Genomic DNA, 21,892 nt, shown 5'->3' with positions numbered 1-21,892 from the left:
TTCGGAAAACCGCTGCGCACTTTTCCGGATCATGCTTTAGGTTTCGAGAAGGTCGCGGATGCAGCGCAGGAACAGGCCATGACAAGCGTCGTTCGCTGACGCGTAGATGGCCTCATCAATCACACGCGGGGGAACGCCCCGATGCCCCGATAGCCTGACCACCTGATACTTGCGGAACGGCTCGACGACCCTGACCGCATATCTTTCGTCCAATGGTCGATGGCGGAAATAGATTAGCAGTCGCTCCAGCCGCTCGCTGTGCTGGCCGAGCGGCGACCGCCGGTGCTCATCGATCACCTCGGGCGTCACAAGCGTTCGCAGGAACTCGCTGCGGAAGCCGTCGAAGCGATCCCGGACGATGATGTCGCGGTCCTGAGACCTGTCGTACTCGAGAGGCAGCATGCTCAACTCCCCGGGTTCTGCAAATGTCTGTCGTAAACCGTCCCGGCCGGGCGTGCCGGCACGGCCTCCCGCGACGAATGTTTCAAGCCCACTGCTTTTCCTCATTGACCCAGGCAAATCCGGGCAACCTGCCCGGCCTGACGAACGCCTCGACGACGTTGGCCAGCACGCGGGACGAGCTGTTTCTGAAATTGTTGACCGGCAGGGATTGCGCGAACGCGACCGAGCCGCACGCGAACACCGCTCCCCCATGCGGCGCCGTGAAGTAGGTCATGTCGGCATGAACGCGCCAGTCATACGACCCATAGAGGCCGAGATAGGAATAAAGAACGAGTTGCTGGTTCACGACGTAGCTGTCGGTGTGCCCACCCGACGATGCGATGACCCTGGTGTGCGGCGGTGTGCCAAGGGCACGGTCGTAGTAATCGAGAGCGAGCCCCGCCGCGCCGTTGTTCGCAAGGCCAAAGTCGCCGATGATCTCGCCATCGACACCTTTGGTGATCCAGGACACGATGCGGTGATAGCTGTCCGGCATCCGCCGGTATGGTTCGCTTCGTCCACCGCCCGAGCTACTCAGGCCGATCCCGACCAGCTTCTGGGTCGCCCGTCCGAGTACCTTCCACGGCCCGCCGCGCATCCCGTCCGTAGCCATGTAGTGCTCGCCGTAGCGCGATATCCACGGCTTGTACCCGTCATCACGACGGCGACACTCCACGATCCACGGTTCGCCGTCGCGAACGCCTGCCGTGGCATTGAATCCGTTGCCGCCCGCATAGATGTAGCGGCCGCCGTCGGCGATATAGTCCTCGGTCGCGTCCAGCATGCGCTCGGTGTAGTATTCAGGCCGCGCGCCGCTGATAACGCAGGCGTACGGCGACAATGCGCCCGATCCATCGCGATGCAGGTCTTCGTCGGTCAGGACCTCGTATTCGAAGTCGCTGTGGTCGAGCCAGGCGACGATCGAGAGATCCGCAGCCAGTCCCGAGGCAACGTCAAGGCTCGGCGTCCTGTATCTCGGCCGCATGTTCATGATTGGACGATGATAGGAGCTATAGCAAACTCCGCTGCCGTCGGCGTGCGTATCGTAGGTCGACAGCCCGAAATCGGCTCGCTTGTACATCTCGATATCGATGTCGGACAGCACGGCCGGCTGACCGGTCAATGCTTCGCGTTCCGGATGATCGAAGCTCAAGCGCTCGTTCGCAAAGGCAAGATAGGTCAACGTCGGAAATAGGAATGCGATGCGCGCCCGCGGTTTTTCCGGCCGCACGAAAAAAACAATGTGCTCCTCGCTGAGGCTCTCACCGCTACCGGAACGCAGCCGCATGGCATAGCCGCCACTTTTGAGTTCGCGCGGCAGGGTGACGACCCTGGTCGTCTCCCAATTGCAATCCGTTAGCGCGTCGGCATGAAACTCGATGCCCCCGAACTCGTGCGGCGCCAGCCGGAAGCAATCGGTGAAGCCACGCCAGTTCCAGCCGGTCTGGGCGCGAACCGGCCGGTTGTATCCTCGTGCATTCAGCTTATGCCGCCCGACGTCGACCACGAGATCGCCGATGCCGCGATCGGTGTATCCTGCGCTCGTGTCCCAGAACGCGACCAGGCTTTCCATCGCGGGGACTAGCCCGCTCCGGATCGTGTCGAGCTCGGCCGGCCCTAGAGCCTGATCAAATGCGCCGCACCGGTCGATCTTGCCCCAATAGAGCTCCGACACGCATGCACGCTGCTGCGCATCGCGGCCGCACGACCCTGCCATCAGGAACGGAGTCGTCGAGGGATTGGCGGGCCCGGCCCGGAAGCTCGTGGTGCCGTGGCAATCATAATCGAGCAGCGCAACCTTGCCTAGCAGGCCGTTATACCTGTTGCCAACGCCAACCTGATACAAGGTCGCGCGCCGCGTTTCGGCATCGAAGGTTGCAGCCACGAAATACCACATCTGCACCTGCAGCGGCGCATCGGCTGTCAGCCACTCGACCGCCTCTCCGCCGCGTCCGATCCAGAACTGCAGACGGCCGTTCTCGTCAAGGCCGATCCCATAGCCTTGCTTGAGGTCGCCGTCCCACCGGCCGATGATGGTTTGGCGCTTTCCGGATGCAGGCCAGGTCGGGTGGATGAAAGCGAACAGAGAGAAGCTGCCCTTGAAGGCCAGCCAGCCCTCGCGATCATCGACCTCGAGGAACGATCCGACCTGCGTGAACTGCCGCTCGACTTGCCATGCGCCGTTCGCGTCGCATGCCACCTCTTCCTCGACGAAGCCGGGTCCGGCGGGGTTTTCGTCGCCGTGGATCAAGCGCACCAGCTGCGCCTCGGCGGTATTCGTTCCCTCCGCACTGACGTGAAACCGGATAGCTTCGCCCGACTTGACCGAGATCCTATCCGTGTAGCCAAATAGCCTGACCGGTGTCACTACCAACTCCCTTTGATCATGGTCACTAGAATGTCCGCCGAGCACGCCGGACACAGCTCCGCTCGTGAATTGGAGCAGTTCAGGACTCCAGCAGGTCCTGAACGCGCCGCATGAAGACGCCGTGGCAGGCCTCATCCGGTGTCGAGTAGATCCTGTCCTCGACCACACGTGGTGCCACGCCGCGATGGCCGGACAGCGCCACGATGCGGTACCCCTCGAAGCGTTCCACCGCCATGATGGCGTACTTCTCCACTTGCGGACGGGTGCGGAAGTAGATCAACAGCCGCTCAAGCGCCTCGCTGTGCTGTCCATTGAGGGAATGGCGATGCTCCTCGATGAGCTCCGGCGACACCAGCGTCTTGAGATGGTCGCGGGTCATCTTGTCGTGGCGCCGCTGATAGACGACGCTCTTATCGTCCGTCTCGGTCGCCTCCTCGGGCAGCATCTCACCGCCCTTCTCCGCCCGCGTCGACCTCCGCTCGCTCTTCTTCTTGTCGCGCCAGGCACGGAACTGCGCCTTAATCCCGAACAGCCCGTTACGCAGGTAAAGAACGACCAGCAGCATGATGAGGCCGATGATGATGAAGCGCGCCGGCCCCAATGTGTTCAGCACCTGATCGAAGAACACGACGATGAGGGTGCCGACCACCGCACCTTCCGCACGTCCCACGCCGCCGATCACCAGCATGGCGAGGCCGAGCAGGACGGTGTCGAAGTTGAAGATCGAGAACGCCACGCCGCCGAAATTCGAGGTGTAGAATCCGCCGATGAATCCCAGCGCCGTCGAGGAGATGAGGAACACCCAGATACGCGCCTGGCGGAAGTTCACTCCGGTCGCCTCGGCGAAAGCCTCGCGCTTTTCGGGCGCCATGCGAAGGATTCGGCCAAGCCTGCGGCCGTTGACGAACCGGTAGAGCAGCAACGCGAGCAGCATCAGGCCGAAGCAGGCGTAATACGCCAGAAGCAGCTGACCCAACTGCGACCAGTCTTCCGGCACATAGGTCGTTGCGCCATACAAGCCGCCGTTGGCGGACCCGAATTCCTTCGAGGTGACGAAGTAGACCCGGCAGAGCTCGTTGAGCCCGAGCGTGAGAAGCGCGTAGTAGAAGCCATCCAACCGCGAGGCCGGCATCGCGATGATCCCGCCGAAGACCAGCCCGACGAGCGCACCGATGGGCGGCAACAGCCACCAGGGCAGCGCGAACTTGACCGCAAGCAGTGCCGTAACGAAGGCGGCCGTACCGACCACTGCATAGGTGGCGAGCGAGAAGACACCCGCGGTGCCCATGATGAGCATCCAGCACAGGCTGATGGCGGAATAGATGCCGAACGTGGCTCCCGCCGTCAGCAGCGTATTCTGCAGATCGCCTGGCGTGAACAGGGGCGCAATCGCCAGCGCAAGAAGCCCCAGCAACCACCAGATCGGCCGCTTGTCGACAATCGTCTTCTCCGCGCGCAAGGACTTGGGATTGTACTCCCCGCGCAGGCGCAGCACCCGGCGGCGCGTCGGCCAGTAGCGAAGACGATTCCACATCGTTCCGCCATGGCCCGGCCACTTGTAATAGTAGCGCAGGCGTCCGACCGGGTTTAGCTTCGTCTTCGATTGACGGGCCCTTTCCCAGACCTCCTGATGGCTTCGGAACGGAATGGTCGGAAGTTCTTCCACGTCGCTCCTGCCACCCCAGACGAAGAGTGGATTGCGCCATTTCATGCCGCTATCACCGGACATTGCTCAGGCCTCCCTCGCCTTGTCGAGCAGTCCGGCGATGCCGCGCGGACGGACCAAGAGGATGACGATAATCACGACGAACTGGGTGATGAGGACGTAGCGGCCACCGATCAACATGCCTGTCAGCGCCTCGTTCAGGCCGAGCACGATCGCCGCGATGACGGCGCCGCGCACGCTGCCGAGTCCGCCGCAGAGCGCAATGCTGACGCCCTTGATCATTGGCATCAGTCCACCAAAGGGCGAGATGTAGTAGGTCTGGGAGAGCAGGACGGCAGCGAGACCCGCCAATCCGCCCGTGATACCCATGACGTAGAAGGAGGTCCGTCGCACGCCGATTCCGACGATGGAGGCCGCATGGGGATTCATCATCATGGCGCGGATTTCGAGGCCGCGGCGGCTCGACTGCATCCACCTGAGAACGATCGCCAGCATCAGGACGGACGTTACCACGTTGCCAACCTTGTCCGCCGTGAAGACCACGCCCGGCAGTGATACCGACCAGTTGCCGAAGATCTCGGACAGGCTCTTCGAGCGCGGGCCGAACCACCAGAGCAGGAATTGCGTGCCGATCAGATTGATCGCGAGCGTCGCAACCAGGCCGCGAATGGTAAAATTCGGCTTGTCGTGGATCGGTATGAAGCCAATCGCACAGATGATCACGCCCCCGAGCGCGCCGGAGAGGATTCCGGCGGCCAGCACTGCAGGGCCCCAGGCGGAGAGATGCTGGGAGAACAGCCAAGCACCGTAGCCCGCGAACGCGAAGATGAAACCGTAGGACAGGTTCAATAGACCGAGGCTCGACCACGTGATCGAAATCCCGATCGCGAGCGTGCCATAGATGCAGGCAAGGATAATCGTGTTGCTGACGACGAACCAAATATCCACGACCTAGCCCTTTCGATGAACGTTCAACGCGAGGGCCGCAGAGGCCTCTCCCTTGAGCTTGCCGACATGCATGCCGATGACGCGGTCGACGCGTCCCTCGAGCAAGGCGACGTTCTGCTCCGCGATGATCATGGCGGCGTCCCCGAGCTTGACGTCCATCAGTGCATTGATCACGCTCTTGCCGATCTTGGGGGCCAGCCCGAGCGATGGCTCGTCGACGAGGAAGAGCGACGCATCGGTCATCAGGCCCCGGCCGATCGACACCATGCGCCGTTCGCCGCCCGACAGGCGCCCCACTGGCACCTCCATCAGCTTCCGCAACGGGGGAAATATCTCCAGGATACGGCGCTTGCGCGCCGCCCGATCGCGCCAGGCCACCGCTGTATAGGCCCCGGAATCGAGGTGCTCCTCGACGGTCAGGCCATGGAAGATCTCGTCACCCTGGGGTATCAGGGCCAAGCCCGCGCGCACAATCTCGTGGGTATAACGTCCCGGCCCCTGGCTACGCGTGCGACCGACTTCCTTGCCATTCAGCCTGATCGAGCCGCGCTGCCAGCCGGTGAGCCCCGCAATCGCGTAGAACAGTGTCGACTTGCCGTGACCGTTCAGGCCGACGATGCCGATCCGCTCACCGCATTGGACGACGAGATCGAGATCATGGATGACACGGACCGGCCCATAGCCAGCGGACAGCCCCTTGACGTTCAGGACCTCGCGCTGGGGCCGACGCGCCGGACCGCCGGAGGCGTGATTGTTCACGGCGATGTTCATGCGTCGCCCTCTTCGCTGAAATCCTCGAAATAGGCCGCGTGAACCTTCGGATCAGCCATCACATCCTCCATCAGTCCCTCGGAGATGACCGCCCCTGCATCCATGACCAGAATGCGGTCGGAAATCGTCCCAAGGAGCTCGATGCGGTGCTCGACGATCAGGATCGCGATGTTCATCTCCTTGGCGAGGATGCGCAGCAGGGTGTCGATCTCGTCGACCTCCGAATTGATCAGGCCCGCCGCCGGCTCGTCCAGCAGCAGCAGCGACGGCCGACGCATCAACAGGCACGCCAGCAGCAATTTGCGCCGGTTGAAGGTTTCGAGCTGCGTTGCAGGTGTGTCGTCGCTGACCTTCAGGCCGACGAGGTCGGCACCATATTCCGCGTCGAACCTGGCGAGAAACGGATGGTAGGCCTGGCGCGCCGCCTTGAATGTTTCGCCGACGGTCAGCTCGTCAGGGACTACCGGGGTCTGGAATGTGCGGCCGATCCCCAGTCGCGACCGGGAATAGAGCGGCAATGCGGTGACGTTCTCACCCTTGAACAGGACCGCACCGCTCTTGGGACGCATCCGTCCGGACAAGATCTCAAACAGGCTGGTCTTGCCCGCACCGTTCGGGCCGATGATGCCCAGCACTTCCCCGGCATGGACGTGCAGGTTGATGTCGCGGAGAATTTCGCGGCCGCCGAGGTCGAGCGAAATGCCGCTGCAGGAGAACAGGACGCGCCTACCGCCCTGTTCAGCCTTCTCGTTGGAGGAGAGGTGCCTGAGCATCAGCTCCACCACGGCGCAGAGATCAGCTTCGTTTCCGAGACCGGACCTGGATAGACTATCTTGTGCTCGCCACCTTGGATTTGAACATAGAGCTGCGCGACGCCGGCATCGAGCTTGTGCGCCTGCAGTTCGTCGCCGCCATTGTCGGGAAAGTGGAGCGCCTCCTGGTAGGGATTACCCATATCGACGTAGCCGCAGACGCCGCGCTGAGGATTGGCACGGATCCAGTTGCAGACTTCGCCGAACTTGCGGGGATCGCCGACAGCTTCCCAGGCCTTCTTGAGGTAGTAGGTCTGATCATACGCTATACCGGTGTAGGCGAGCCCCGCTATGCCGGGAAAGCGCTTCTTGTACTTCTGCCTGTAGGCGAGACCTCTCTCGTCGCCGTAGATGCCCATGGTCGTGCCCCACACGAAGCCGTTGGCAGCCGATCCGGCAAGCTCGAGGAATTCCGGCTGGGACGGGCCGTACTGGAGATACACGAGCGAGTAGCGCACCGGGCTTGCCACGAACTGCTTGCAGAAGGCGGCGTATTCGGCGGCCACCCAATGGTCCACCATGATCGCGGCGGCATCGACTTCCTTCATCTCGCGGATGACCGGCGCCCAGTCCTGCACCGGATATTGGATGTCCGTGATCCGCGCGATTTCAAACTTCCCGCGCCGCTTGATCGCTTCCTGCGCTGCTCGCGAAATCGTCTGACAGTAACCGATCTGCTCCTGGATGATGTGAACCTTGCGGTTCTTCGGCTTCCACACGCCCCGCCGCTCCTCGTCCTCCAGCCAGAGAGCATAGCTCCATCCGTAGTTCACTTCTGACGGGCAAAACTGGAAGATGTGGCTGTACTTGTCCGGATGCTCCTTGACGGCCGAGGTGCCGGCGCGTTGCGCGTTGCCGTTGATGTACGGACATTTGTATTTCACGGTGGCGTCCATCGCCGGAAGCGGGACAAGCGTGAATGCGAGGGAGATCGCGTCGACCTTGGCGTCCACGCAGGCGGCGAGCGCCTGCTTGGAGGATTCCGGCGACAGAACATTCATGTCCGTCGTGAACAGCTTCAATGGCCTGCCGAGGACGCCGCCAGCGGCATTGATCTCCTCCATCGCGAGCGTCGTGCCGTTCAGAAAGTCCTGATGATCAGCAACGCCGGCAGCGGCGGTCTGGCAGTAAGGAACACCTAGAAGGATCGGCTTCGCGGCAAATGCCGTCCGTCCAACAAAAGGTGCGGCGACGGCCGCGCCGATGCCCGCGGTCACTGAGCGTCTGGTGAGTTGGGAAACCATCTGAGCAACCTCTCCTGCAATCGAGCGCACGAGTCCTCGGCATCGCGACCGAGACCGGGCCGGATTTCCTGTTGGGCCAAGACGGCGCTGTCAGCCGACCGTCGCGTGATAGCGGTGCGGTCGCATCGATGCGATCGAACCGCCTGGACCAAAGCCTCGGTCTTCTGCCGATTTTCAGCAATACGTCAGCTGACCGATTTTGGCGTTGAATCTGGAGGGGAGCCGGAGCGACGTCGCGGGCACAGACAGGGCCGAGGTGGCAACTTGCGCAGCAAACCAAGCCCAGAATTTCATCAATCGAGGGCGCTGCGGGTCCGCTTGCGGCAGGAATGCTGGCCTTGAACGAAAACCAAGTGTGACACTCCTTTGACTAAAGGAGCGGCCGCTTCTAACATGCAATTGCAGTTTTCAGCCTGGTGCTCGCTTTGGATACAGACGATCGGATCAGCGGAGTGAGAGTCCAGCGTGTTGATGTGGTAGCTCGCATTGGTTGGCGCGGTCCTTGCTCTGAGGTCGCAATCACCGGGCTGACCGATCGTCAGCGGCCAAGAAAAAGAATTCGATCACGAACCGTCGGCAAGTTCTTTCACGAGCTGGAGGCTCACCGTGAAATTGGCAGCGATCGACCATGCGATGTCAGCAACGGTACGGCTCGACACGCCGGCGGCAACCCTGAATGATCAGATCATCGATCAAGCGACCCAGATCACCCGTCTGTTGCGCGAGTTCGTGCGGAGCGAGGCAATCGCCCTGGTGGCGATGGACCCGATATCCCGAACCCACCGCTCTCTGGCCGACGACGGATATACGGACAGAACGATGGCCTACGTGCTCGACGGCTTCCCTGCCGCCTGCCCGGCTTACACCATCGCGCGCGAGAAGGACACGCACTCACTGCGCTGGCGAGACTACAGGCGTGACTGGAATCTCCATCTGCCGGATACATTGACCGCCCAGGAATACCTGATGCCGGATGGATTCAGCGAAGGTTCGACGATGTGCCTGCGCGTCGCGGATGGCCGCTACATTGGGGCCATCCATATGAGCTGGTCCCGGGAGGCGGACGCCACCGACGAGCGCCGCGAGATGACGGAGCGCTTCCGTCCGATCTTGCTCAACATCTGCGATCAGCTCAGGGCACCACAGCTTCTGGCCGATGAACTGGCGCCTGGCTCATACGCCCTCGCCGTCTCGCCGAACGGTTTCGCATTCCACCTACCCAACCGCAGTCCGGGGCCGCATCTCGGCGAAGGCGGAGAGCTTCGCCGGCTCGTGTTGGAAAAGGCAAAATCCTCGAAGCCGCAACGCTTCATCTGGCCCGACGAGGCCGGCCGCTGCCATCAGGTCACCATCACGCCCTGCCGGGGAAACATCCTCCTGATCACGGAGGAATGCATTCGCTGGCCGTACAATCTCTCGCTTCGCGAGATTCAAATCCTGCACCTCGTGACCAGCGGCGCTTCAAATCCCAACATCGCCGAGCAGCTCTTCGTGTCGCCCCGTACGATCTCCACGCATATCGAACACATCCTCGCCAAGATGAGCTGCGACTCGCGCACGCGGCTCGCAGCCCTGGCGGTGTCCGAAGGACTGCTGCTGGCGGAGAACCCGTCGCGACGATCCCGAAAGCTACGAGGCGATTGACCAGTCCCGCGACGGCATCAGCCGGATAGCCTCTCCTTCCCGGAGGCTCCCTTCAGCAGCGTCGCGAGCCCGGCCGCCACGAGGCAGGCGAGGCCAACGCATGCAAAGCCGACCACGTAGTCCGCAAGGCCGAGGGCCCCGACGCCGGCGGAAGCGATAGTGGCTCCCGTCACGTGCGCTGCCATCATCCAGCCCATCGCCGGGCCGATGCCGCGACTGCCGAGATTTGCGGACATCAACCTCACGAGCGCAGGAAACGTCAGCGCCGCATCGAGGCCATAGAGCGCGCCGAATCGCGCCAGCTCGACAAGGCTGAGGCCGGTGAACGGCAGCCAAAGCAGGACGAACGCGCGGACGACAAAGTAGACGGCCAGCAGTATTCGTGCGGGATAGCGGTCCGCGAGATACCCGCTCGCCACACTTCCGATCGCGCCACCGAGCAAGACGATGGCCACCACGTCGGCGCTCGACGAAAGGCTGAGACCCGCGCTCATGCAGAGGATACCGATCTGGCCGTCGATCAAGCCGGATGTCGATGCGCCGCAGATGCAGAAGATCGCAGCCAGCGCCCAGAACCGCCAGCTCCTCCCCTCCGAAGGCGCGTGTCCGCTGGACGATGACCGATGCGATTCGGCTCCCTGGCTGGATGCGGGGACAAGCAGGAATGCCGCGAAGGCCGTTGCCAGTACGACGATTGCGGCGGCATGGAAGGCGGTGCGCCACTCGGGCGCCTCCACCGCACGGGATGCGAGCAGCAGCCCCGCCATCGATCCCAGGATCTGCATCGACATCACGAGGCCAAAGCGCGTACCGCAATGCGCCGCGTTTCCACGACTGCCGACCATGGCGCCCAGAATAGAAGCGCCCAAGGATCCGCTGAAGCCGACGCCAACTCCCCAAGCGAGGGCAAGATGCCAGGGCGATGTCGCGCGCGTCGTCGACGCAAGCGAAATCGCGAGGAGAACCAGGCTCGTGAACAGCGGTGATCGAACGCCCCATCGCACGAGGCCATGCGCCGCAAGCGGCGACGCGAATGCAGAGACGGCAATGCCGAGCGTGATCGGCCGGACGACGTCGGAGGTTTGCCAACCCAGATCCTGCTGGACCGGGATGGCGAGCAGCGCGGGGAGAACGCGCGCGGCCGAGCTCACAAAGATCGCAAGAGCGACAGCCACAGAGGACCCCGACGCTGCGCACGCCTCCCGTCCGAAGAGCAGGAGCCGTGCGGCGGCGAGCGGTGCCCTATTCGGCGGGCTGCGCATGACAGCTTGCGGCGTTCCTCTCGGGGGCCAGGTCGATGCCGGGATTGCGGTCGAAGAAGCCGCTCGGCATCAGCTTGAAGCCGGTGAAGATGCAGGGCTGAACCGGAAAGTCCTCGGGACGGACCTGGTGGTGAAGGCCGAAGACGTGCCAGAGCACGATATCGGTGTTCTCGATGCTTCGGTTGCTTCTGACGAAATCGGAGACGCCTCCCGTTCCATCCGAGTGGTTCATGTGTTCGCCAGCCGGATAGCGCTCCTCGGGATCAAAGGCGGTGACCCAGAGCTGGTTCTTGATGAAGCTCGACCGCCTGCCCGATGGCGACTCGGGATGAATGAAAGGCGTCACCGGATGACTCGCCTCGAGCTTGTAGCCCGTCGGTGTGCCGACCCAATTCTTGCGGCCGGGATTGATGACCTTCCAGGCCCGATGCGTCGCCGGGTTCGCCTGGCGACAACCGCCCAGCTCGGTCTTCAGAACCGTCTCCTCCTCGTAGAAGCCGTTGCCATAGGCATTGTCCGGCCCCCAGGGATCGGCATGCGTATTAAGTTCGACGACACTGTTCTCATCGCCGTCCACGTTCATGTCCAGCCGCGCGCAGAAAATGTGCTGGTGAATGTGGCCTACGACGCCGGGTGCGACTTCCTTGCCGTATTTGCCTGGCCGTCCCGGATGACACGCGGCGGTGTTGATGATGCCGGTTGCCTTGAGCTCGAATTGGATCGAGCCATCGGTGTGGAAGTACCAGAAAAGGCCGTATTCATAGTTGGCGACGGTCGCGATGCAGGAAACAACCAGCCTGCGGGCGCGACGCGACTCGACATTGTTGGACCGAAAGTCCCAATGCTTCCATAGCAGGCCTGCATCCTCCTCATGAATGCAGATCGCATTCTGGATCGTAACCACGTTGCCATCCATCGTCGCAAGGTGCGCATCGAGATAGGAGATGGCGCCGAGGCAATCGCAGCCGAGCTTGAGTGAATTGGCCAGCTTGCCGATCCCGTATTCGCCGATGTCGAAGACATTCTTTCGGAAATGACCTTTGTCTGTGGTGCCATATGGCACGACCATTTCCACCAGCGATACACGGTGCGCGATCGGCCGTCCGTCATAGCTGATGTCATGCAAGGTCAGGCCTTCGCGGGAATTGAAGCCGACGAGCGCCGACCAGCGATCCCACTCAAGCCGATGTCCGTCAAGCCTGAAGGAAACGCCCTCTGGCTGAACGATGTTGAGTGGCTTGTAGGGAGTTCGAGGATTCTTGATGAACTCCGCCTCATAGTTCACCTCCGCTTTGGGAATCGGGATGATCTCGTGGTCGTCGACGCGAATGATCTCGTAGGTCTTGATGTCGACCACGGCATTCAGGCCGCCGATCGGATGCGCATAAAGATTGTCATTCTCCCGCAGACGCAGCCAGGCGAAGACGTGCGCAAGATAGCGGCCGTCCTCCCCCGGAATGCCGAAATTGCCCGCCGACCATGGGTCGATGCAGACAAGCGACATATCCTCGATGCCGCGCTTTCGGCAGGCAGCAATGAACTCGGGAGCCGCGCGAACAGCGTCTTCGATGGCCGTAAACTGCTCAAGCTGGATCATCGGCTTGGCCGTTCGCACATATTTCGACGTGAGAACTTTCCGTTCCGCAAGCGAAACCGTCAGGCGCCAGATGCCATTCTCCCTGACCTTGAACAGATTGACCCGCGCCGCTCTTTTTATGGAATCACCCGGCTTATACTGACGCACGAGTGATTTCTCAGGCTCGAGAAGTTGGATCGTCTCAAAGAGAAACTCGGCACCGTACTGTGGATGATTGCGAACGATCCGAACCACCGCGCTGATTTCGGCAGCCGTCAAGGGATCGAGAGGATGCTTCACGGCATCCGCGTTCGGCGCGTCCGGGACGCACGTGCAGGACGACGAGGCAGTGACAGTGTCCATAGGTAAGCTCCTTGCATAGGCGACTGGGCGCCGACGAGCGCAGCGACGGAATGCGCGCGCACGCGTGCATCCATTTTGAACCGTATCACCGGGTGCTGGCGACTCACGACAGCCGCCAGGCAGTCTAAACGCAGATCACACCTCGATGGATCGTTACACGTCGGACGAACGCCTGGTCCGGTTTGCTCGCTGACAGATGGCCGACTTTCTTCCGGGCATCGCCACTCGACAATACGTCAGTTGACCGATTTGATGATTCGCCCGTCGAAAACTGCAGAGAGTTAGGGAGTTTCACACACAGAGTGACGGAATGCGCGAATGGACAGTTCGAGGCGGTCATGGCCCAGCAGCTCGCGCGCTCTCCTTACTTGATAGATGCACTCACGATCGTCGCGCGGACAACGTTGCGATGCGAACGGCAACATTTTCTTATGGATCCCTCACGGCAGGCGCTGCTTGTCAGGCGGCCTGAAACCAGCGCACAGCCATCGCCGATCGCTCTGCTCGCGGCATATGAACTGCTCACGGCACTTCTTTGAACAGAGCGCATTCTGAAAACAGCCGGACGATACGGTTAAGTCTGCGTTGCGCATCGGATTGCTTCAATACGTCAGTTGGCCGATTCTGCAGGTGCGGTCGCGATGCTAAGACGGCACCCGGTTGGCTCGCGACCAGACGTTCTGAACGCCAGCCCCAACGTCCATGCAACGGGAGGAGACATGCGGAACCCCTACAACATTGGCCTGGACAAGAACCTCGCCAATTTTCAACCGCTGACGCCGTTGAGCCTTCTGGCTCGCACGGCCGCCGTGTATCCGCATCTCACCAGCACAATGTATGACGGCCGCAGCTTCACGTGGGCGGAGACCTATGATCGGTGTCGGAGGCTAGCGTCCTGTCTCGTGGCGCTTGGGATCGGCGAAGGCGACACCGTAGCGGCCATGCTCCCGAACGTTCCGGCAATGCATGAACTTCACTTTGCCGTACCGATGGCTGGCGCCGTACTGAACACGCTGAACCTGCGGCTTGATGCAGCCTCACTCGCATTCCAGCTGGACCACGGCAGCGCCAGTCTTTGTCGATCCTGAATTCTCCGGCCTGATTGCGGAGGCGATCGCACTGATTACCGGACCGAAGCCGTTTATCATCGACGTCGACGATCCGGCATTCGGAGATGGCGGACCAATCGGCGAAACCGAATACGAATCCGCTCTCGCCCAAGGCGATTCGCAGTTCCTGCCCCGTTACCCCGAGGACGAATGGAACGCCATTGCGCTTAGCTACACATCGGGCACGACCGGCAACCCGAAGGGTGTCGTCACCCATCACCGGGGTGCGTATCTCAACGCCATCAGCAATATTCTGGCAGCCAACCTCGGACAGCATCCAGTCTACCTGTGGACCCTACCGATGTTTCACTGCAACGGATGGTGCTTTCCATGGTCGATCGCGGCAGCCGCCGGCGTCAACGTCTGCCTGCGCAAGGTCGATCCAACCAAGATCTTCGCTCTGATGAAGCAGCATCGCGTCACTCACATGTGCGGCGCGCCGATCGTCTACAACATGCTCATCAACGCACCCGATGCTCCCAAGAGTTCGCCCGAGTGGAGCATCACGGGATTGATGGGGGGGTCGGCGCCGCCGATTCCGGTGATCGAGGGCACGCAGAAGCTCGGCATCAAGCTGATCCACATCTATGGACTCACAGAAGTCTATGGCCCCTCCTCCATCTGCGCCGAGCAGCCTGGCTGGAATGAGTTACCGACCGATACGCTGGCCATACTGAAACGCCGACAAGGCGTTCCTTATCCCCTGCAGGAAGCTATCACCGTGCTTGACCCTGAGACCATGCAGGAAGTGCCCCATGATGGCACTACCATCGGCGAGGTGATGTTTCGCGGCAACGTGGTCATGAAAGGGTATCTGAAGAACGAGAAGGCGACCACAGATGCCTTTGCCGGCGGCTGGTTCCATACCGGCGACCTCGGTGTGATCGATGAAGACGGCTACATTGTCATCAAAGATCGCTCGAAAGACATCATTATCTCGGGCGGTGAGAATATCTCATCCGTCGAAGTAGAGGATGTGCTCTACAAGCATCCCGCCGTGTTGCTGGCCGCAGTTGTGGCAAAGCCCGATTCCAGATGGGGTGAAGTCCCGTGCGCCTTCATAGAGCTCAAGGACGGCGCCAGCGTCACCGACAACGACATCATCGCGTTCTGTCGCGAACACATCTCGGGGTTCAAGACGCCGAAAGCCGTGGTGTTCGGCCCGCTCCCGAAGACATCGACGGGGAAGATCCAGAAATTCATACTGCGTAGTCAACTCGGGTCCACAACGGCAATCTCTCAGCTGGGGCCGCACGCAAGCAGTTGACTGGCCGGATATTCGTTCAGGTCGACCACGAGAAGATCGTCGATCAACGACTTTCTTCTCAAAAGACTCCTCCCGCGAGCGACCACCTAGCGTTGATCAATTTCAGAACACGCGAGGAAGGGCACTCGGTGTTGAGATTTGGGGGTCTGAAGTAAGAGCCGTAACCTTTGCACGTGAAACAACCACGGCAACTTACCGTCCATCTCTCACATGTTCTCCGAAATCTCTTTCGTGTACAGCAATCCGCCCTCACGACGAGCCACTTCAGATCGCCTGCTCACATTGGCTGCCGCAAGATTTTCCTTGATCTCCCAGTGCACACGTTGTGCACACGCCGATCTCTAACCATTTGAAAAACTTGAACTCTCGCTCCAATCCATCATGGGTGCCACGGAAAAGCGATAACCTTGATATTCCAACCACTTACCCTATCATTTCAACGGACTAGAACAGGAACAAGTGCACACGTGTGCACTCCAAACTAGCCAAAATTGCACACGTTTGTACCGCATTTGATCTCCCGGTGCACACGTAGCGCACACGAAATCGGGGTGGAGTGCACACGCAATGCCGAGGTTTACAAAGCTCAAATCGGGAAGCTGGCGCGTTCAAGTCAGGAGGAAAAACGAGTACATCGCAAACACGTTCGTGCGAGGGCGCGATGCTGAAGAACGGGCGCTTGATGTCGAGCGCTCTATCGATCGCGGCACCCCAATTCGGCGTTCCCGGCCTTTTGAGCAGCCTCGCATTTTTTCCGATTTGATCGCGCTGCATCTCGACGATCTTGCCCAGGTCGGCAAGCCTGTACGACGATCCAAGTCAATGGTGCTCAATGCCCTCAAGATCTCGCTTGGACGAACAAACCTCAAAGAGTTGACCAGGGAGAGATTGATTGAGTTCGGGCGAAGCGAGCTGCTCAAGGCGCTGGACCGGCTACCCTTGCGATCGATTTCTCATTCATCCGAACGATCCTACTCCACGCTGCCGCAGTCCACGGCATTAACATTTCAGTCGAGAACGTACAGCTGGCTAGAGCTGCGCTAAAGCACCTGGATCTCGTCGGAAAGTCAAACGAACGAGATCGGCGCCCCAGTCAAGACGAACTCGATCGACTGATCGGATACACCGAATCTAACCCCCAACAATATCTACCACTCGGTAGAATTGTTCGCTTTGTTGTGGCGACAGCGATGCGCCAAGCTGAGATCTGCCGCATCGAGTGGTCTGATGTCGACATGTCGAAGCGAACCGTCACTATTCGCGACCGCAAAGATCCTCGACGCAAAGACGGAAACCACCAAGTGGTTCCTCTCCTCAATTCGACCGGGTACGATGCCTGGCAGATTATGCTAGAGCAGCGGATTCTCACGCGCGGCCTCGGACGCGTTTTTCCTTACCACTCGAAGTCCGTAGGAGCTGCCTTCCGCAGGTCATGCAACGCTATCGATATAGATGACCTAGCTTTCACGATTTGCGCCATGAAGGAACAAGTAGACTCTTCGAAGCGGGTTTTCGATACAGCAGGTTGCGATGGTGACAAGCCATAAAGACTGGCGAATGTTGCGCCGATATACAAATCTCAAACCCGAAGATCTGCACAAGATGCAGAAAGCTGCACAGCCATCAATGGAGCAATTCCTAGCCACCCTGGTCGCCAGCTAGAGCGCGACCTTCGTCAAATTTGAACCTGCTCGCTGAATATGTAACTGCAAGGGATCGTCCTGCCTGCTTTGGCCTTGAGAGCGGACGTCGGCGGGTAACTGCATCACGTCAGCCTTGCGCCATGAGCTGACTTGCGACAGGTGGTGGCTGTCGGCGGAAAGCAGACTCATGATGGGCTTTCCGTCCCGCTGTGAGGAGTCCGTCTTGGCGATACACGGCACGTAGGCGAGAAGCCGTAACACTCAACCCGCCAAAAATGACCCACTTAAAAAACGACGGGTTTCAGATCGGACCCCACAAGGCTCCCCGAAACCAACTCTGGCCAAATCCGGTCCTTCGGCTTCCGATCGCCGCAGGGGAATGAGCCCGCTTAATCGCGCATCCGAAGATCGGTGGCGATGAAATGCGTAGTGGTTGGAGGGGCCGATGCGTTGAAGCCGCGGATCGCATCCTGGATAGCACGGTCAGCGTTTGTCACGCGCTGGTGCTGCCTCAGGTGCTCGAGCCACGAGGCGACCTTGAAAGTCTCCAGGTAGCGGCCGTTCACAGCCGCGTCTTCGAAGAGATCCCACGCGTAAGCGCCGTCGCGCCGTCGTTGCTGCTCCAAGCCGGCGATCGCGTGCAGAAACGCTTCTCGTTTCGCCGGATCAATCCGGTATTCCACACCGGACGAGAAAGCGCCCTTTCCGATTGCCCGTTATTCGGGCGGCTAGTGAGCCGAGCAGCGGCTCGAAGGCCCTTGCGAGCGGGCGCGCTGTTCTATTTGCCAGCGGGGCGGATCTCGTACGACGTCGTCGTCGCTGATGGCAGCGTCGCAGTGCGATGGCATGTTTCCAATGTACTAGGCCGAGGCTATTGCTTCCTCCCCGACGGATGACAGGTGGCAGCGATCTCGGCAGCCGTTCGGCCGCAGCCAACTCTATGGCCAACGGGTTTCCATCGAGCCGGCGACACCGAGTTCGAAGCGGAGCGCAGGCGCCTGACACGCTTGGCCTATCCGATGATGGGCTCGCTCGCCGAGGCGGAGGACGTCGTTCAGGACGCATGGCTGCGGTGGGTCGGGGTGGAGGGTGACGTCGATTCGCCTCCCGCCCATCTAACCCGCATCGTCACACACCTGTGCCCTGACGACGCCGCTCCGCGCGGGCGCGCCGGGAAGCCTACCTCGGACCTGGCTGCCAGATCCTCTCGTGGGTTCCATGGAGCCGGACGAGACGGTCGCGGACGACGTCACGGTCACGTTGATGCTGGCCCTCGAGCGTCTGTCCCCTCTGGAACGGGCCGCTTTCCTTCTCCATGACGTCTTCGACGTACCGCTGACCGAAGTGGCCATCACCCTCGGCCGCGAGCCAGCCGCGGTCCGTGCGCTCGCGGCGCGCGCTCGTGCTTGGATGAATAGGACGCATCCTGATCGAAGCCCATGCAACTTCGAAGCGGCCGGGCCTCGATCAGCGATTTCTTCGCCGTCCCTCGACAAGATCGAGAACTGCCATAGCGGCCTCAAGTACGTTGGTACCAGGTCCAAACACGGCTTCCACTCCGCTCCGAAGCAATTCCTCGTAGTCCTGCCGTGGCACGACGCCCCCGCAAACAACAATGATGCCGCCAGCACCAGCCAGCTTCAACTCCCTGACAACCTGAGGAACGAGCGTCCTGTGACCGGCCGCGAGCGACGAGACCCCCAGAACACGTACTTTTGCCTGAACGGCCATCGCGGCAGCTTCGGCTGGCGTCTGAAACAAAGGACCGGCAACAACATCGAACCCCATATCGCCGAATGCCGACGCAATAACCTTCGCACCTCGATCATGACCATCTTGTCCTAGCTTGGCGATCATAATCTTTGGCCTCACGCAAATCGCTTGTGACACTTCGTCGAGCCGCGAGACAAGGTTGGTGAACTCGGGATCGTTTCCATAAGCAGGACCATAGACACACGAAACAACGTCGGGCATCGCCTGCTGATCTCCAAACGCCTGCCGCATTGCGTCAGACATTTCGCCGACGGTTGCTCGAGACCTAGCGGCCTCAATCGCGGCTTCCAGCAGATTTCCCTCACCTGACTGCGCCATCCGGGTCAGTCGAGCCAACGCACTGGAGGCGCTCTTAGAATCTCTAGACCGTTTGATATCAGTCAGGCGGCGAATTTGCGAGGCGCGCACAGTCGAATTGTCGATCTCCAGAATGTCGATTGGCTCCTCTTGTTCAAGCCGAAACCGATTAACTCCGACGATGACCTGATCGCCGCGATCGATCGCGGCCTGCTTCCGCGTCGCCGATTCTTCGATCAATCGCTTAGGTCACCCTGTCGCGATCGCGTTCGCCATCCCTCCCCGCTCTTCGACCTCCTCCATGAGTTGCCAGGCAGCCTTGACGAGATCGTCCGTCAGGCGCTCGACATAGTAGGATCCCGCGAGGGGATCGACGACGTCGGCGACGCCTGTCTCATGCTGAAGGATTAGCTGGGTGTTCCGGGCAATCCGAGCCGAAAACTCAGTGGGCAATGCGATGGCTTCGTCGAACGAATTTGTGTGCAGCGATTGCGTGCCGCCCAGAACGGCGGCTAAGGCCTCATAAGCGGTCCGCACATATTGTTATACGGATCATGCTCCTGGAGCGACACTCCCGACGTCTGACAGTGCGTACGAAGCACTAAGGACGACTGCTTTTTTAGGATTGAATTCCGCCATAACGCGCGACCAGATAAGTCGAGCAGCGCGCAACTTCGCCGCTTCCATGAAGAAATTCATTCCGATAGCGAAGAAGAATGAAAGCCGCCCTGCGAAGTCATCGACGTTTAGGCCCTTGGCAAGAGCAGACCGAACGTATTCACGTCCATCAGCGAGCGTAAAGGCCAACTCCTGGACGAGCGTCGCCCCCGCCTCTTGCATATGGTAGCCTGAAATCGAGATGGAGTTGAAGCGCAGCATGTTCTGCGCGGTGAACGCTATAGTGTCAGCAACAATGCGCATCGATGGTTCCGGCGGATAAATGTATGTATTGCGGACCATGAACTCCTTCAGAATGTCGTTTTGGACAGTTCCCGAGAGAGCTTCGCGCGGAACTCCCTGCTCTTCACCGGCGACAATGAAGGTTGCGAGAATGGCGATTATCGCTCCGTTCATGGTCATCGACACCGACGTTTCCCCGAGGGGAATGCCGTCAAAGAGGATCTTCATGTCTTCGACTGAGTCGATGGCAACGCCCGCCTTCCCGACATCACCTAGGACGCGAGGATGATCAGAATCATAGCCGCGGTGCGTCGCCAAATCGAACGCAACCGACAGGCCCTTCTGTCCTGAGGAAAGGGCGGCCCGATAGAATGCGTTTGACGCCTCTGCAGTCGAGACTCCCGCATACTGGCGGATTGTCCACGGTTTGCCAGTATACATCGTCGCCTTAGGACCACAAACGAACGGCGACATGCCAGGTAACGTGTCCAGATGCTCGATCCCATCTAAATCAGACGCCGTATAGATCGGCTTGAGTTCAATGCCCTCCGGAACCTTCCGCACGAGCGCGATGGGATCGCCTTTCAGTTCCTTCTCGGCAATCCTCTTCCATTCATCTGGAAATGACATCGACATTCTTGATCTCGCACGGGTTGCCGGCCAAATTGTCAACCAAACATCGCGGGCTAGATGGCCCGCTTACGCAAACTCCAGGATCAGCGCGTCCACCGCGAGTGTCGCGCCCGCGCTGGCATGGATCTTCTTCACTGTGCCGTCCTGCTCGGCGCGCAGCACATTCTGCATCTTCATGGCTTCAACCACCGCCAGTGTCTCGCCGGCCTTGACCTCCTGGCCCTCGGTCACCGCGATCGAGACCACGAGGCCGGGCATCGGGCAGAGCAGCTTCTTGCCGGTATCGGACGCAGTCGTCACCGGCATCAGCCGTGCCGAGGCTGCTTCCGCCTCGGTCCAGACGTAGACGGGCACCTCGACGCCCTGATGCGCGAGGCGGATGCCGTTGGCGATCGGGCGCGTCTGCACGGCGACGAGATGGCCGTCGATGGTGCCCTGCCAGACCGGATCGCCCGGCTTCCACGGCGACTGCAAGAGATGCGCATTGCCGGCCTTGCCGTCGGAATCGACGAAACGGATCGCGATCGCCTCGCCCTCGCGCCCGACTTCGAGCAGGATCTCCTGGCGGTCGAGCCAGACCGCCCGGCGCCGCTCGCGCTGCACGATGCGGCCGCCCATCTGCCCAGAGATCTGCCGCTTGCGCTCGCCGAGCACGTGATCGATGGCCGCGCCGACCGCGGCGATCCGCCGCGCGACTTCACCTTCGGGCACGCGCACTGCAAAGCCCTTGGGGAATTCCTCGGCGATGAAGCCGGTCGAGAGCCGTCCCTCGCGCCAGCGCGGATGATGCATCAGCGCCGACAGGAACGGGATGTTGTGCCTGATGCCGTCGACATAGAACGAATCCAGCGCGGTCGCCTGCGCCTCGATCGCCGCCGCGCGCGAGGGCGCGTGCGTGACCAGCTTGGCGATCATCGGATCGTAATGGATCGAGATCTCGTCGCCCTCCTGCACACCGGTATCGTTGCGGATGGTGATGTCGTCCTTGCTGGCTTCCGCAGGCGGGCGATACTTCACGAGCCGCCCGATCGAGGGCAGGAAGTTGCGAAACGGATCTTCGGCGTAGAGACGCGATTCCACCGCCCAGCCCGTCAGCGTGACGTCCTTCTGCGCGATGGCGAGCTTCTCGCCGGCGGCCACCCGGATCATCTGCTCGACGAGGTCGATGCCGGTGA

General features: G+C 60.8%; 16 protein-coding genes and 3 pseudogenes. 6 read left to right on the top strand and 13 right to left on the bottom strand.

What is annotated here, in order from left to right; all coding sequences use genetic code 11:
• Window positions 1–36: 36 nt before the first annotated feature.
• The 7 genes from ACYCVF_RS36470 to ACYCVF_RS36440 all read right to left on the bottom strand — a co-directional run bounded on the left by ACYCVF_RS36470 (window position 37) and on the right by ACYCVF_RS36440 (window position 8,250).
• A complete protein-coding gene (locus ACYCVF_RS36470) occupies window positions 37–402 on the bottom strand; it encodes a hypothetical protein (RefSeq protein ID WP_459607588.1) in 366 nt (121 codons plus the stop codon).
• Between the two features lie 82 nt (window positions 403–484).
• Window positions 485–2,863 (bottom strand): N,N-dimethylformamidase beta subunit family domain-containing protein, encoded by a 2,379-nt coding sequence (locus tag ACYCVF_RS36465; RefSeq protein WP_459607586.1) that lies wholly within the window; start codon window positions 2,861–2,863, stop codon window positions 485–487.
• Window positions 2,864–2,888: 25 nt separating this feature from the next.
• A complete protein-coding gene (locus tag ACYCVF_RS36460; protein ID WP_459607584.1) occupies window positions 2,889–4,538 on the bottom strand; it encodes a branched-chain amino acid ABC transporter permease in 1,650 nt (549 codons plus the stop codon).
• A gap of 3 nt (window positions 4,539–4,541) precedes the next feature.
• Window positions 4,542–5,423: a branched-chain amino acid ABC transporter permease gene (locus tag ACYCVF_RS36455; RefSeq protein ID WP_459607582.1), complete on the bottom strand. Its 882-nt coding sequence runs from the start codon at window positions 5,421–5,423 to the stop codon at window positions 4,542–4,544.
• Window positions 5,424–5,426: 3 nt separating this feature from the next.
• On the bottom strand, window positions 5,427–6,194 hold the full coding sequence (locus tag ACYCVF_RS36450; protein ID WP_459607581.1) for an ABC transporter ATP-binding protein: 768 nt from the start codon (window positions 6,192–6,194) through the stop codon (window positions 5,427–5,429).
• Window positions 6,191–6,967: an ABC transporter ATP-binding protein gene (locus ACYCVF_RS36445; protein ID WP_459607579.1), complete on the bottom strand. Its 777-nt coding sequence runs from the start codon at window positions 6,965–6,967 to the stop codon at window positions 6,191–6,193. Before ACYCVF_RS36445 ends, ACYCVF_RS36450 begins: the two co-directional genes overlap by 4 nt.
• Complete coding sequence (locus ACYCVF_RS36440) at window positions 6,967–8,250, bottom strand: ABC transporter substrate-binding protein (RefSeq protein ID WP_459607577.1); 1,284 nt, start codon at window positions 8,248–8,250, stop codon at window positions 6,967–6,969. The genes ACYCVF_RS36445 and ACYCVF_RS36440 overlap by 1 nt, the downstream gene beginning before the upstream one ends.
• 612 nt (window positions 8,251–8,862) lie before the next feature.
• Between ACYCVF_RS36440 and ACYCVF_RS36435 the strand changes: the two genes are divergently transcribed.
• Window positions 8,863–9,894: a helix-turn-helix transcriptional regulator gene (locus ACYCVF_RS36435; RefSeq protein ID WP_459607575.1), complete on the top strand. Its 1,032-nt coding sequence runs from the start codon at window positions 8,863–8,865 to the stop codon at window positions 9,892–9,894.
• A gap of 17 nt (window positions 9,895–9,911) precedes the next feature.
• Here the strand turns inward: ACYCVF_RS36435 and ACYCVF_RS36430 are convergent, their stop codons facing one another.
• Together ACYCVF_RS36430 and ACYCVF_RS36425 are read right to left on the bottom strand one after the other, a co-directional pair.
• A complete protein-coding gene (locus tag ACYCVF_RS36430; RefSeq protein ID WP_459607574.1) occupies window positions 9,912–11,069 on the bottom strand; it encodes an MFS transporter in 1,158 nt (385 codons plus the stop codon).
• Window positions 11,070–11,136: 67 nt separating this feature from the next.
• On the bottom strand, window positions 11,137–13,095 hold the full coding sequence (locus ACYCVF_RS36425; RefSeq protein WP_459607573.1) for a primary-amine oxidase: 1,959 nt from the start codon (window positions 13,093–13,095) through the stop codon (window positions 11,137–11,139).
• A gap of 338 nt (window positions 13,096–13,433) precedes the next feature.
• Here ACYCVF_RS36425 and ACYCVF_RS36420 point away from each other — a divergent pair, with 338 nt between their 5' ends.
• The 4 genes and pseudogenes from ACYCVF_RS36420 (at window position 13,434) to ACYCVF_RS36405 (ending at window position 17,018) form a co-directional block, all read left to right on the top strand.
• The gene (locus tag ACYCVF_RS36420; RefSeq protein WP_459607571.1) at window positions 13,434–13,634 is read left to right on the top strand and encodes a hypothetical protein; all 201 of its coding nucleotides are present in this window, start codon (window positions 13,434–13,436) and stop codon (window positions 13,632–13,634) included.
• 180 nt (window positions 13,635–13,814) lie between these two features.
• Window positions 13,815–15,471: pseudogene (locus ACYCVF_RS36415) on the top strand (acyl-CoA synthetase).
• Window positions 15,472–16,038: 567 nt separating this feature from the next.
• Complete coding sequence (locus ACYCVF_RS36410; RefSeq protein WP_459596419.1) at window positions 16,039–16,515, top strand: hypothetical protein; 477 nt, start codon at window positions 16,039–16,041, stop codon at window positions 16,513–16,515.
• The gene (locus ACYCVF_RS36405; protein WP_459607604.1) at window positions 16,416–17,018 is read left to right on the top strand and encodes a tyrosine-type recombinase/integrase; all 603 of its coding nucleotides are present in this window, start codon (window positions 16,416–16,418) and stop codon (window positions 17,016–17,018) included. The genes ACYCVF_RS36410 and ACYCVF_RS36405 overlap by 100 nt, the downstream gene beginning before the upstream one ends.
• A 111-nt stretch (window positions 17,019–17,129) precedes the next feature.
• On the opposite strand, the gene ACYCVF_RS36400 is transcribed toward ACYCVF_RS36405, so the two are convergent.
• Together ACYCVF_RS36400 and ACYCVF_RS36395 are read right to left on the bottom strand one after the other, a co-directional pair.
• Window positions 17,130–17,303 (bottom strand): hypothetical protein, encoded by a 174-nt coding sequence (locus tag ACYCVF_RS36400; protein ID WP_459596420.1) that lies wholly within the window; start codon window positions 17,301–17,303, stop codon window positions 17,130–17,132.
• Between the two features lie 200 nt (window positions 17,304–17,503).
• Window positions 17,504–17,797, bottom strand: a complete 294-nt coding sequence (locus tag ACYCVF_RS36395) for an MFS transporter (RefSeq protein ID WP_459596421.1) — start codon at window positions 17,795–17,797, stop codon at window positions 17,504–17,506.
• A gap of 315 nt (window positions 17,798–18,112) precedes the next feature.
• Here ACYCVF_RS36395 and ACYCVF_RS36390 point away from each other — a divergent pair.
• A pseudogene (locus ACYCVF_RS36390) lies at window positions 18,113–18,542 on the top strand (sigma factor-like helix-turn-helix DNA-binding protein); the annotation flags it as partial.
• A 39-nt stretch (window positions 18,543–18,581) separates the two neighbouring features.
• Here the strand turns inward: ACYCVF_RS36390 and scpA are convergent.
• A pseudogene (gene scpA, locus ACYCVF_RS36385) lies at window positions 18,582–20,720 on the bottom strand (methylmalonyl-CoA mutase).
• A gap of 63 nt (window positions 20,721–20,783) precedes the next feature.
• On the bottom strand, window positions 20,784–21,892 hold a 1,109-nt coding region (locus ACYCVF_RS36380; RefSeq protein WP_459596423.1), incomplete at its 5' end, for a biotin/lipoyl-containing protein.

This window comes from Bradyrhizobium cedriense (assembly GCF_054602315.1).
This window is presented reverse-complemented; position numbering and strand designations above follow the sequence as displayed.

What these genes read in the sequence shown, in the direction of transcription:
- ACYCVF_RS36470 (WP_459607588.1), bottom strand. Translation starts at nt 402, where the DNA reads ATGCTGCCTCTCGAGTACGACAGGTCTCAGGACCGCGACATCATCGTC.
- ACYCVF_RS36460 (WP_459607584.1), bottom strand. Translation starts at nt 4,538, where the DNA reads ATGTCCGGTGATAGCGGCATGAAATGGCGCAATCCACTCTTCGTCTGG.
- ACYCVF_RS36450 (WP_459607581.1), bottom strand. Translation starts at nt 6,194, where the DNA reads ATGAACATCGCCGTGAACAATCACGCCTCCGGCGGTCCGGCGCGTCGG.
- ACYCVF_RS36445 (WP_459607579.1), bottom strand. Translation starts at nt 6,967, where the DNA reads ATGCTCAGGCACCTCTCCTCCAACGAGAAGGCTGAACAGGGCGGTAGG.
- ACYCVF_RS36440 (WP_459607577.1), bottom strand. Translation starts at nt 8,250, where the DNA reads ATGGTTTCCCAACTCACCAGACGCTCAGTGACCGCGGGCATCGGCGCG.
- ACYCVF_RS36425 (WP_459607573.1), bottom strand. Translation starts at nt 13,095, where the DNA reads ATGGACACTGTCACTGCCTCGTCGTCCTGCACGTGCGTCCCGGACGCG.
- ACYCVF_RS36420 (WP_459607571.1), top strand. Translation starts at nt 13,434, where the DNA reads ATGGCCCAGCAGCTCGCGCGCTCTCCTTACTTGATAGATGCACTCACG.
- ACYCVF_RS36410 (WP_459596419.1), top strand. Translation starts at nt 16,039, where the DNA reads ATGCCGAGGTTTACAAAGCTCAAATCGGGAAGCTGGCGCGTTCAAGTC.
- ACYCVF_RS36400 (WP_459596420.1), bottom strand. Translation starts at nt 17,303, where the DNA reads ATGAGTCTGCTTTCCGCCGACAGCCACCACCTGTCGCAAGTCAGCTCA.